The sequence below is a fragment of the Tenacibaculum xiamenense genome, from assembly GCF_964513065.1.
In the GTDB taxonomy this organism is placed as follows: Bacteria; Bacteroidota; Bacteroidia; order Flavobacteriales; family Flavobacteriaceae; genus Polaribacter; species Polaribacter xiamenense.
Map to the genome: position 1 here is coordinate 260,090 of NZ_CAZEQU010000042.1, position 13,275 is coordinate 273,364.

General features: G+C 32.2%; 8 protein-coding genes. 7 read left to right on the forward strand and 1 reads right to left on the reverse strand.

Translation table 11 applies throughout. The annotated features are described in order from the left end of the window. Nucleotides 1-7 precede the first annotated feature (7 nt). Nucleotides 8-2,383 carry a heavy metal translocating P-type ATPase gene (locus tag ACKTTV_RS20710; RefSeq protein ID WP_408033194.1) on the reverse strand — a complete coding sequence of 792 codons (2,376 nt, stop codon included), beginning with the start codon at nt 2,381-2,383 and terminating at the stop codon, nt 8-10. A 105-nt stretch (nt 2,384-2,488) separates the two neighbouring features. Between ACKTTV_RS20710 and ACKTTV_RS20715 the strand changes: the two genes are divergently transcribed. The 7 genes from ACKTTV_RS20715 to ACKTTV_RS20745 all read left to right on the forward strand — a co-directional run bounded on the left by ACKTTV_RS20715 (nt 2,489) and on the right by ACKTTV_RS20745 (nt 13,076). Beyond that, nucleotides 2,489-3,181, forward strand: coding sequence for a Crp/Fnr family transcriptional regulator (locus ACKTTV_RS20715; protein WP_408032791.1), 693 nt, complete (start codon nt 2,489-2,491; stop codon nt 3,179-3,181). A gap of 203 nt (nt 3,182-3,384) precedes the next feature. Next, nucleotides 3,385-3,945 (forward strand): RNA polymerase sigma-70 factor, encoded by a 561-nt coding sequence (locus ACKTTV_RS20720; protein ID WP_408032792.1) that lies wholly within the window; start codon nt 3,385-3,387, stop codon nt 3,943-3,945. 79 nt (nt 3,946-4,024) lie between these two features. Then, nucleotides 4,025-4,993 carry a FecR family protein gene (locus tag ACKTTV_RS20725; RefSeq protein WP_408032793.1) on the forward strand — a complete coding sequence of 323 codons (969 nt, stop codon included), beginning with the start codon at nt 4,025-4,027 and terminating at the stop codon, nt 4,991-4,993. A 90-nt stretch (nt 4,994-5,083) separates the two neighbouring features. Continuing rightward, nucleotides 5,084-8,461, forward strand: a complete 3,378-nt coding sequence (locus tag ACKTTV_RS20730; RefSeq protein WP_408032794.1) for a TonB-dependent receptor — start codon at nt 5,084-5,086, stop codon at nt 8,459-8,461. A 13-nt stretch (nt 8,462-8,474) separates the two neighbouring features. Then, entirely contained in the window at nt 8,475-9,857 is a 1,383-nt protein-coding gene (locus ACKTTV_RS20735) for a RagB/SusD family nutrient uptake outer membrane protein (RefSeq protein WP_408032795.1), read from the forward strand. A 91-nt stretch (nt 9,858-9,948) separates the two neighbouring features. Further along, the gene (locus ACKTTV_RS20740; RefSeq protein WP_408032796.1) at nt 9,949-11,049 is read left to right on the forward strand and encodes a hypothetical protein; all 1,101 of its coding nucleotides are present in this window, start codon (nt 9,949-9,951) and stop codon (nt 11,047-11,049) included. 179 nt (nt 11,050-11,228) lie between these two features. Continuing rightward, complete coding sequence (locus tag ACKTTV_RS20745) at nt 11,229-13,076, forward strand: S8 family serine peptidase (protein WP_408032797.1); 1,848 nt, start codon at nt 11,229-11,231, stop codon at nt 13,074-13,076. The last annotated feature ends 199 nt before the right edge of the window (nt 13,077-13,275 follow it).

Below are 13,275 nucleotides of genomic sequence, written 5' to 3' on the forward strand. Positions count from 1 at the left end.
AAGGCATCTATTTAACTTTTTTTCCAAGTAAATTGGTTGCAATGGTAGTAAATACCACAATACTGATTGAACTTAAAGGCATTAATATAGCGGCAACAACTGGAGTTAATTGCCCTGTAACTGCAAAATATAACCCAACAACATTATAACATAACGAAAGGATAAAGCAGTATTTTATAATTTTAATAGCCACTTTTGAAATCTTTATGTAATTGGCTATTTCACTAAATTTTGAGGCATCCAAAATCGCATCGCATGCAGGTGAAAATACGTTAATATTTTCAGATATGGCAATACCAACATCACTTTGAGCCAAGGCTCCTGCATCATTTAAACCATCTCCAACCATCATAACGTGCTTATCATGTTGTTGTAAGTTTTCAACATAATGAAGTTTATCTTCAGGCTTTTGATTGAATAATAAAGCGGTAGATTGAGGTAATTCCTGTTCTAAGAATGATTTTTCACCTTGATTATCTCCAGATACTACAGCTAAATCATAATTTTCGTTTAAAGAGTTGAAGACTTTTTTAACTTCTTTTCTGTAGGCGTTTTTAAATATAAATTTTCCTTTGTACTTATCATTAATACTAATATGAACCGAAGTATCCAAGTTGTTTATTTCCGATTGCTTTTTGACAAAAGAAGAAGAGCCAATTTTAAAATTAGTTCCTTGATAGTTTGTTTCAATTCCTTTACCAATAAACTCATTATATGTTTCAACATGAATAGTCTTATCTTCTGGCATTGAATTATACAACATTCTACTTAATGGGTGATTTGATGAACGTAACGATCCTTTCAAAATTGATTTTTGATTTTCGTTTAAAGATTCGCCATCATATAAAATGGTATTTTCTTTATTGGTAGTTAGGGTACCTGTTTTATCAAAGATAATACTGTTAATAGTAGCTAATTGTTCAATAACCGTTGCATTTTTTAAGTAGAACTTTCGTTTTCCAAAAATTCGTAAAATATTACCCAACGTAAAAGGAGCGGCCAATGCAATAGCACATGGACAAGCTATGATCAACACTGCAGTAAATACATTCAGTGCTTTATTTGGTTGGTATAGAAACCAAAATAAGCCTGCACCAAAAGCAATAGTTAATACGGCAATTGTAAAATTTCGTCCTATTTTATCAGTTAAGGTTTTAAAAGCGGAGGTTTTATCTTTTTTGAAAACATCATTACTCCATAATTGTGTCAAGTAACTTTGAGAAACTGAGTTTAAAACTTCCATTTCAATACTGCTTGATAGTTGTTTTCCTCCTGCATATATTTTATCACCAGATTTTTTACTTACAGGATTAGCTTCTCCAGTAACAAAGCTGTAATCAATTTGAGCATTTCCTTTAATAAGAATACCGTCAACAGGAATCAATTCTTGATTTCTAATTAAAAGTCGATTTCCTTTTTCTACATCATAAATTTGAACGCTTTCTTCTTTATTCTCTTTTGATAACCTAGTAACAGCTATAGGAAAATACGATTTATAATCTCGTTCAAAAGATAAAAAGTTGTATGTTTTCTGTTGGAAAAACTTACCTAGTAATAAAAAGAAAACAAGTCCAGTTAAACTATCGAAAAAACCTGTACCTAAATCGAAAAATATTTCCGCTGAACTTCTAACAAATAAGACAAGTATTCCTAAAGCAATAGGAACATCAATATTTAATATTTTTGTTTTAAGTCCTTTATAGGCAGATATAAAATAATCAGTGCTTGCATAAAAAACAACTGGAAGAGAAAAAATGAACATTAGCCAGCGAAATATAAACTTATACTGTTCAAGCCAATATTCTGAAACCTCGAAATATTCAGGAAATGATAAAAACATAACATTTCCATAAGCAAATCCAGCAATTCCTAATTTATAGATTAAACTTCGGTTTACTTGCTTCTTACCAATCTCATAATCTTCCAAGCTAATGTATGGTTCATAACCAATAGAACTCAAAAGAAGAACAATTTCTTTTAAATCGGTAAGAGTTGAATTGTAGGTAACTCTTACCGATTTTTTAGGGAAATTTACTAGGGATGTTGAGATGTTTTGTTGTAGTTTATGTAGGTTTTCCAAAATCCAAATACATGAACTACAATGAATATGAGGAATGTATAAGTTAACTACTTGTACATTGCCATCGTTGAACTCAACTAATTTTTCAACGATTTGCTCATTGTCCAAGAAGTCATATTTTCCTTTAATTTCTTCCGGAACTGCTCCTGGACTATTTTCAAAGTCGTAATAACAAGTTAAATCGTTCTCAGAAAATATTTCATATACAGTTTTACAACCGTTACAACAAAATGACTTGTTATCGACTATTATGGTTTCTGTTTCACATTCATTGCCACAGTGAAAACAATTTGTACTTTCCATATTATTTACTCGATTGCCTGTAGCAAAATTATTAGTATATACCATTTTAAAATATGATATTTGTCAGCTTTTTAGTATATTTGATTAATCCCAAAATGGCACGATATGAGTGGTAAATGTGAGCAATGTCTTGTTCGTAAATTTAATTCCCTAAAAGCCCTTACAAGAGAAGAGTTGGTTAGAGTTTCTAACTGTAAAACAACTAAATATGTGAAGAAAGGGGAGATGCTATTCGATGAGGGAGAGCATATCAATGGAGTATATTGCATCAGAAGTGGAGTTTGTAAGGTTTCTAAAATGAGCGATAACGGGAGAGATCAAATTGTGAACCTAGTTAAGCATGGAGATCTTATTGGAGAGCGTAGTTTAGTGAATAATGAAGTCTCAAATTTAAAAGCAGTAGCGGTAAATGATATGGAAGTCTGCTTTATTCCTAAAGAAGAGGTATTAAGAGATTTGGAGAAGAACCCTAACTTTACTATGTCTGTATTGCAAAATATGGCAATATCTTTGAAAAATGCAGATAACGTGATTGTGGATATGGCGCAAAAAACCGTAAAACAAAGATTGGCGGCTACCTTACTTTTTTTAGAAGATCAATTTGCTAAAAATGAAGAAGGTGAAATGATGGAAACAAATTTCTCACGAGAAGATATCGCGAATATTATTGGTACTGCAACGGAATCTGCAATTCGCTTGTTGTCAGAATTCAAAAAGAAGAAATATATCGAATTAAAAGGTAAAAAAATTAATGTTTTAGATAGAAAAAGCCTTAAAGAGTTGTCGGAGGGCTTTTAAATAAAACTGAAAATAATTTATATACTTAGAAGGCTCAATTTTATTGAGCTTTTTTTATGAAATTGAAGTTTCAACTTCACTTAAACTTTAATTTTTGTACGTTAAAATTTCAAACTGCTTATTATTTTTTTTAACTTTATATTAACTTTTCTGAATATTTGTTTCTTTAAAGTTGGTGGAATGTTAACTAAATATAAGCTTCAATGGGGGATAATTTGCTTATAAATAGATTGAATACTGGTGATATTGAAGATTCAAAAACCATTTTCAATTTATATTACCCGAGACTTTTGTTTTTTGCCAAGAGTTATGTAAAGCATCATGAAGATGCTGAAGAACTTGTGCAAGATGTTTTTGTAAAATTATTTTCTAAAACGGAATCGGTTACGGTTAGGAAAAATCTTAACGGACTGTTATTTACAATGACAAGAAATTCTTGCTTAGACTTTTTAAGAAAAAAGAAACATACACTTTATATTGATGATAATATCCTTCAAAAGGAGTATGCTATTAACTATAAAGCGATGGGTGATGATGATAGTATGCGTATAATTGAAGAAGAGTTAGAGGAGCAAATTAGAATAGCTATTGAGCAACTTCCAGAAAAATGTAGAAATGTATTTGTAAAAAGTCGTTTTGAAGGCGCAAAAAACAGAGAAATATCGGAAGATTTAAACATTTCTATTAAGACAGTAGAAAATCATATAACCAGAGCTTTAAAACATATGAAAGAAAGGTTAGGAGATTATCTTTATTTCTTTTAAATAAAAAAATAAACTTTTTTTTAGGGGTAAATCAAAAAATTAACGTCACTATTATAAGTATGGAAATATTTGAATAGTAATGTTGACAGTTGATATCATTAAATATTTAGAAAATAAATGTTCAGAAGAAGAAAAAAGAGCAGTTATTAATTGGGTTGCATCATCTGATGCCAATCAAAAGACATTTAACAAAATTAAGGCTGAATATGTAGCTTCTAAGTTAAAGGGAGTTACAACTCATGAAAATAATTCAGTTTACAGCCAAACATTCAAAAAGAAGAAAAAGACACCTTATTATTTTGCGGCGGCCTCTATAGTCATGTTATTGGTTTCTATAGTTTACTTTGGTTTACAAAAACAGGATGTTCCAGAGAATATAGAATTCTCTAATCAAAATATAAACAAAATAGCTACCAATAGAGGAGATCAATATAGTTTGTTGTTGCCAGATGGAACTACTGTAATATTAAATTCAGATAGTAAAATTACTTATCCAAAACAATTTTCAGGAGCTACAAGAGAAGTTACTTTGCAAGGAGAAGCTTATTTTGATGTAATGCATAATCCAGAAAAACCTTTTATAGTTAAAACAAGCGATTTAGATATTCGAGTGTTAGGAACAACCTTTAATATAAAGTCTTATTCAGAAGATAAAACAATACAAGCAACGTTGGTTTCTGGAAAAGTAGAGGTATTTAAAAAGGAAAGTAGTTCAAAGTTGGTTTTAAAACCTTCGCAAAGAGCTACATTAAACAAAAAACAAAATAAAATTACGCTTGATAAAGTGGTTACTCAAGACATTATTTCTTGGAAGTCGGGCAGACTTGTGTTCAAGGAAGCTTCATTAGAAGATGTTCTAAAAGATATTGAACGTAAATATAATGTGTCTTTTGAGGTGAAATCGGATAAATTACTGAGGTATAAGTATACAGGAAGTTTTGATGATTTGAAGGTGGAAGAAATTATGGAAATTCTAGAGATTTCTTCACCAATATATTTCGAGAAAAATAATAATAATCCTAAAATCAGCATATTCATGAAAAGGTAACCTATAAAAAACAAAAGGAGAGTGCTGCAACACCCTCCTATGTTATAATCTTAATCAATTCAGTTTAAATAATTAAAATCACACAAAATTATGAAAAAAAACAATTCAACGTTTTTTTTAATAGGAAATTCATTTTTTAGAATAATGAAAATTTATACTTTACTTCTTAGTATAACCCTCATAAAGGTGATGGCATTGGATGGATATTCTCAGAAACTGAGTCTAAATCTAAAAGATGTTGAACTAAAAGAGGTTTTGAGTGCTATAGAAAATAAATCGGAGTATAAATTTTTCTATAATTCCTATTTAATTAATTCTTCAGAAAAAAGAGATATTAAAGTTGAAAATGCAGAGGTAAAAGAGGTTCTGGATGGACTTTTTAGAGGAACCGTAATAAATTACAAAGTTCTTGACAAACAAATAGTATTGTATTCTAAATCAAAGGGATATAAAAAGATATTGGATTCCTCCTTTTTCAAAGCACGAGATTCTATTTTTCGCAGCAATATTCTTAATAACACTGCTATTAATAATGTTGGTATTGACGATTTATTTGATCAAAGTGTTAAGGTAAGCGGTACAGTAAAAGATGAACAAGATAATCCATTTCCAGGAGTAACAGTGGTTGTAAAAGGAACCATTTTTGGAGTGGAAACGGATTATGATGGAAGATTTGAAATAAATGCACAAAAAGGAAATGTGTTGTTATTTTCATTTACTGGATACAAATCTCAGGAGGTAATATACAATGGACAAAAAGAGATAAATATTGTACTTAAAGAAGAAGCTAATTTACTGGAAGAGGTAATTGTAACGGGATATTCTAAACAACAAAAGGAGCGCGTTACTGGTTCAGTTGAAACAATAAAAGTAGAGAACCTAGTTAACAATCCAAGGGCTACCATTCAAGAAAGTATTCAAGGTAATATTTCAGGAGTTCAAGTTGTATCCAGCTCTGGACAACCAGGAAGTGTTCCAAATGTAAGAATTAGAGGTATAGGTTCATTTGAGGCAGCTTCTCCACTATACGTAATTGATGGATTGCAAACAAAAAGTGCTTCTGTAATGACTACATTAAATCCAAATGACATAGAAAACGTAACAGTTTTAAAGGATGCATCTGCAACATCAATTTATGGAACAAGTGGAGCAAATGGTGTTATTGTTATTACAACAAAATCTGGAAAAAAAGGAAGAACCAGAATTAATGTAAACTCTCAAACTGGATTCTCGTCTCCAACAATTGCTGAAAAATTCAAACCACTAAATACTATAGAATTCCAAGAGCTGTTCATAGAAGGGGTACGAAATGCGAACTTAGCTTCAACAGATGCTGAAGCATTAACATATTTAACAGATAGAGGTTTTAATCCAGAAGTGAATACCGATTGGTTGGATTTATTAACTCAAAATGCTACATTTCAACAGCACAATATATCTGTTAGTGGAGGAGGAGAAAAAACAAGCTATTACCTTTCAGGAGGCTTTTATAAGCAAGAAGGGGTAATCTTAAATTCTAATTTAGAAAGGTTTAATTTCTTATTGAAAGGATCACACGATATTAATGATAGAGCAAAAATATCTTCTTCAATAAGTTTTAGTAAAAATACTTCAAACGTAAGGCCAGATGGAGGAGCGTTTGCGAACCCCGTAAGAGCTATTTACAGGTTGAGACCAGATCTTTCTCCATACAATGAAGATGGAACTTATAATCTTAGTTTCAACGGAACACATAATCCAGTAGCTCAAGCAGAAAACGAAATTAGAAAGAATGTTAGAAATAGAGTAGCAGGGGTTTTAGATTTCTCTTACAGATTCAATGATTATTTAACTTATGAAGGTAAGTTAACAGCAGGTTTTAATTTTACTGATAATTTTGAAAGATTACCGAGCGGTTATGGAGATGGGAGACATGTAAATGGTAGAGGAGATCAAGAAGGGCAATATCTTACTCGTTATTTAATGAGGAATTTAATTCGTTTTGATTATAGTTTCGGAGGTAAACACGATATCACCACTTTCGCTGGATATGAGGTTCAAAAAATCAATAATAAGTCATATAGTTTAAGAGTTGAGAATATTCCTGATGAATTCGAAGATTTAGCAGCGGGAGCAACACCCTCACAAGCTTCAGAAAGTAGATCCATTGAAGGGAAAAACTCATTGTTTTTTAATGCCGAATATGCTTATGATAAAAAGTATTTATTAAGCGGATCAGTAAGACGAGATGGTTCTAGTAAATTCGGTCCCAATAATAAACATGGTGTCTTTTGGTCAATGGGATTAGGATGGAACATTTCCAAAGAGTCATTTATGAACTCAGTGAGTTTTGTTGACGATTTAAAATTAAGAGCTAGTTATGGAAAGATTGGAAATGACGGTATTGGAAATAACAGGTTTATTACAATATTATCTTCAAGCTCAGACTATAATAGCCAAGTGGCTTCAAGCTTATCAATTGGAAACCCTGATATTAAATGGGAAGATAGTTTTCCTTTAGATATTGGTTTAGATTTTTCATTATTTAATAGTAGAATTTCTGGTTCATTTGATTGGTATAAAAGAGTTGGTGAAGATTTATTAATGTCGGCTCCAATATCAGGTTTAAATGGAACTTATACCTTAACAAGCAATGTAGCTAGTACGGAAAATAAAGGATTTGAAATCACTTTAAATACTAGGAATATAGAGTCAAATACAAATGGTTTTTCGTGGGATACTAATTTTACCTTTAGTAAAAACACTAATAAAGTAACCAAACTAATTAATAATAATGCACCTCAAGAAGGAAGTACCAGTATTAGAAAGGTTGGTGAAGATTTTTATACTTTTTATTTACCAGTTTATGCTGGAGTAGATCCGTTAAATGGAGATGCTCTTTGGTATAAAGATGAAACAAGAAGTGAGGTTACCAATAATTATGGAGATGCTAAACAAGCAATTATAGGAAAAGCAACTCCAGATTTCTATGCTGGTTTAAGAAATACTTTTTCTTATAAAAATATATCTCTAAATCTTCAGTTTTATACAGCTTGGGGAGGAAAAATTTATGATACTTGGTCAAGGTTTACAAATTCTGATGGATCAAGATCATTATCTACCAGTGGAAATGTAAGTAGAGGTACTTATGAAAGACGTTGGCAACAACCTGGAGACATTACTGATGTGCCAAGGTTTGTTTATGGAAATTCACAATCTGGTCGTTCATCAATGTCTTCATCAAGGTTTGTGTACGATGGTAGCTATGTTCGATTAAGGGAAGCAGAATTAGCTTATACTTTTGGAGAGAACTTAAAATCACAATTAGGAATTCATTCGTTGAGGGTTTTCTTAAAAGGAAACAACCTATGGACTTATGTAAAGGATAAAAGATTAGAGAGAGATCCAGAGGCGGGAATTGATGGTCGATTGAACCAAGAAATACCAATTGGAAGAACGGTGTTTTTGGGAGTAAATGTTTCATTTTAATTAGAAGTAAACCATGAAAAAAATTATATCAATATTCATAATAATCATTACATTTTTTGGATGTAATGAATTAGATAGCAGGTTATCTACCTCAATTGATGCCGAAAAAGCCATTGTAGATATTCCGACATTGAAGGCTTCTGTTTTAGGAAGTTACAATTCATATCAAAGTTCAAATTTATATAACAGAGATTTATTGGTAATACCTGAGTTAATTTCTGAAAACTCTTTTATCGATGCTTTTGATAATACAGGAAGATTTCTTGACTTTGATAGTTTTGATGTTATTAATACCGATGGAAATATTTCTGGTATATGGATCGCATTGGGAAGAATTATTTCACAGACTTCATATACAATTAGAAAAGCAAGAGAGGTAAACGTAAAAGATGAAGAGGTTGCAGAGAAAAACCATTTAGTAGGAGAGGCTCACGCTTTAAGAGCTTTGGCTTATTATACAATGCAGCAATATTTTTGCCAACCTTATAATTTTAGCCCAGATGCGTCGCATTTAGGAGCTCCATTACCCGATTTTGATTCGTTAGGAGGTGTTGAAATAGTATTTCCGGCAAGAAATACAACCAAAGAAGTATATGATCAAATCGTTGCCGATTTAAACCAAGCTGCCAGTTTAATGACTGGATTCACAAATCCAAATGTATATCGATTAGGATTAAATGGTGTGAATGCACTTTTATCTAGAGTGTATTTGTCAATGGAAAATTGGGAAAAAGCAGATGAGTTTGCTGATAAAGTTATTGGAAATTACGCTTTAATGTCTAATAGTGAATATGTGAGTTCTTGGAATAACGATTTTTCTTCAGAATCTATCTTCTCTATTTACAATGATGATCTTGATAATAGTGGAACAAATACTATTTATCAATTATGTTTAATCTATTTAGATTTATTTGCAACGCCTGATTTTGTAAGTATATTTTCAAATACAGATGTAAGAAGGAATTTATATCCAATGAATACATCGCTAAATGTCAATACTGTAAACAAATTTACTTCACGTTTTAGTAATATTCCTGTGATTAGATTGTCCGAAATGTACTTAATAAAAGCAGAGGCAAATGCTAATATTACTGGTCAAGAAGCAAATGCTCAAAGTGCATTGTTTACCATTATGCAACGTGCTGATGTAAATGCGGTTATGCCAACAGAAACAGGACAAGCATTAAAGGATAAAGTACTATTAGAACGTAGAAAGGAGTTGGCTTTTGAAGGATTCCGTCTTTTTGACCTAACCAGAAACAAAAAGTCCTTTGTAAAGTATAGACACGATGCCGCTTCTATCAATATTACAGCGCCTAGCGAGAAAACTATCATGCCGATTCCGGTAAGAGAGGTAAATGCAAACCCAAATATGCAACAAAACCCAGGGTATTAATAAATTAAGAATCATGGTTGTTGGTAATAGATAAATGTGGAACGAATAACTACCATGATTGTTTTGTACTATTTAAACATAAAACAAGCACATGAAAATTTACAAATTATATATATGTGTATTCATGCTTTGGGGAATACTGGCGTGTAATACAGAAAATGATGTTATTCTACCTTCTTCATTTCACTATATCTCATTTGAAAAGTCTGAGGTAAGAGTGAAAGAAGGTGAAACAAATACAGTTCTAGTGAAATTTTTGAGATCATCTGAATTGCCAAATGAGGAACTTATTTTTAACTATGATATATCCTTTCCGGAGGGCAAAACCGCAGCTCAGGAGAACGTTGATTATAGTTTGCCAGACGGTTCTGGAACAATTAAACTTCCTGCTGGTAAAGGTGAAGTAGAGGTGGAGTTACTCACAGTGAATGATAATACAAACTCTGCAGGGGATCGATATATTCAATTCGACTTAAAGCCTACAGATAACATGACTTTAGGAAGCCCAGCTGATGCTGCGGCTAAAAGCGTAACTGTTATCATTGGGGAAGATGATTTGGCAACAATAGCTTATACTAGCTTTGAAGAAGTACCTGCTTTTGTGGGCGATATTTATTACAATAAGTCTGGAACAGAAGTTTTACAGAATACACAGGTAAGTAATCCTAGTTCTACTGATCCTTATGTTGATTTCACGGCTACAGGAGACGAATTAGGTTTTGATTCTTCCTTTTTATCAAGTGACGTAGGAGATTCTGGAATTGAGAGAATTGGTGTTTTTAAAAATGAGAATTTAGAAACAGCACCAGATGATTTTGAAGCTAGGTTTGTAAAAGGAACACAAGGTTTTGTTACTTCTGACTTGGATGGTACCATAGAAATAGTTTTCGATGAGGTTACAAGTTTAAACTCAAGCATGACTGGGGTTATTTTGGAAGCCAATATTTATATTGGAGATACTTCGTATGAAACTGGCGAAGGAATAGAGATATTTTATAAAACAGCCGATGGGTTAGGCGATCCAATAATTTCGTATGTGGAATCAACGATTGAAAAAGGTACATGGCTTAGTGCTTCTGGAAATATTCCTGCAGATAAGTTAGTGCCTGGAAACATTGTTGTTAGAATGAAAAATTCAAGTAATTCTGAAATGATATTTCTTGATTACATAGCAATTAAAGGAATTCCTTAATAAAAATTTTAATTAGTGATCTAGGCTGTTGAACAGGTAGAAATATTTAGACGTTAAAATTCCATCAATTATCATATGTTTTTATTCTCTTATTTAATTGTTTGCTTCTACTATTCAACAGCCTTTTAAAGTGTGTAAATATGGTGTATAAGTACTGTTTGGTTAATTTTTTTCTGCTAATGTTGTTTATTACAAATATTTGTAAGGCACAAAATTTAGCTGATAGAGATTATATTAAAAAACAAAGCAATCTTGAAGAGCTTAAAAAACTTGAAGCAAGATTTAATGAGAAGAATAATCGCTTACTAAAAAAAGCGAAAGCACTTGGATACGAAACTAGAGTATATCAGGATGGTACTATTAAAATGACATTAGAAGCTATTGTAAATGGTATTCCATTTTATAGTTCTGATGATAATTTAAAAGCTGCGGCATCAAGTAAAGTAGATAGGATTTGGAATGGCGGAACAAGTGGTTTGAATTTAACAGGAAAAGATGTAATAATTGGGCATTGGGAAAGTTCAGGCTTACCCCTGGCAAGTCATGTTGAGTTTGAAGGACGCGTAATTCATAAAGAATCTCTAGGGAGCTCTAGTCATGCCACGCATACCGCAGGAACTATGATAGCAAAAGGCCTAGATGCTGAGGCAAGAGGAATGGCTTCGGAGGCAAAAATACATGCTAGAAATACGCAAAATGATGAGGCAGAAATGGCTTCATTTGCAGGTAATGGTGGTATTTTGTCCAATCATTCTTATGGTCAAACAGCTTCAAGCAGCTTAAGTACAAAATATTATGGACATTATTCTGAAAGTGCTCAAGAATGGGATGAAATTGCTTACAATGCACCATATTATTTAATCTGCAAATCAGCGGGGAATAATAGAGATGATGGCTATAATGCAATAGATAATGGTTATGATATTCTATTAAAAAAGGCAACTGCTAAAAATATTTTGGTTGTTGGAGCTGTCAAAGATGTTGCGGAATACTCAGGACCTCAGTCGGTTCAACAAACTGATTTTAGTAGTTATGGTCCTACTGATGATTTTAGAATCAAACCAGATTTGATGGCAAACGGTCATCGGGTATATTCAACAAATAACGGAGGAAACAATTCGTATGATGATAAAAGTGGAACTTCAATGGCAACACCTGTAGTAGCAGGAACCGTAGCCTTATTGCAACAGTTGTATCATCAGAAGAAAAATAGTTATATGAAATCTGCTACAGTAAAAGCATTATTAATTAATAGTGCTAATGAGCTCGGAGAACACCCAGGGCCAGATTTTGCAAACGGATGGGGGCTCTTAAACGCAGAAGAAGCCGCAACTCAAATTAATGAAAACGAAAATACGTCGTTAATTCTAGAAGAAATGATAGAAGACGGTGCTAGTTTTACAAAAAATATTGAAGTTGATGGAGAATCTGCATTAACCATTACGTTGGCGTGGACAGATGTCCCTGGGACTCCTATCTCAACAGATATCTTAGAGGAAGATCAAAGTGATAGAATGTTGGTAAACGACCTAGACATTAGGGTAACAGGAAACGGAGAGGAATACAAACCTTGGACTTTCCAAAATATTTCTAGTTTTACAAATGCAGCAATTAAAGGAGACAACTTTAGAGATAATGTTGAAAAAATTGAAGTGTCCGATATTGAACCTGGAACTTATACGATTTCAGTGACTCATAAAAATAATCTGGAAGAAGACGAGCAAGATTTTTCTTTGATAATAAACGGTATTTCAGAAGGCTCTTTAAGTACAGAGAATGTGAATGCGTTTGATGGAAAAATAAAAATATATCCAAATCCTAGCAATGGATTGGTAACTATTAAAACTATGGATCCGAGTATCACAATAGAAAAGATTGAAACGTATGATGCAAAAGGGAGTATGGTTTTTAAAACTAAGGCTTATAGTAATAAAGAAGAGGTTTTAAGATTGCCAAATGCAGGCATCTACTTTGTAAAAATATTTACAGAAACTAAAATTTTTCATCAGAAAATAATTGTACAATGATAGCACTCGTATGAAGGGTTCAGGTGTTATTAAAAAGAAGGTCCAATATCATGGACCTTTTTTTATTGTTAATTATTGAGTGTTTTATTTTAAAATGTTACGGGTTCGGAGTCTTTACCTTCATAGATGGTCCAATAGGTATACTCGTTTTCACCTTTGTACCATCTATATCGTGATTGTTTGAACCTAAACATAGTTA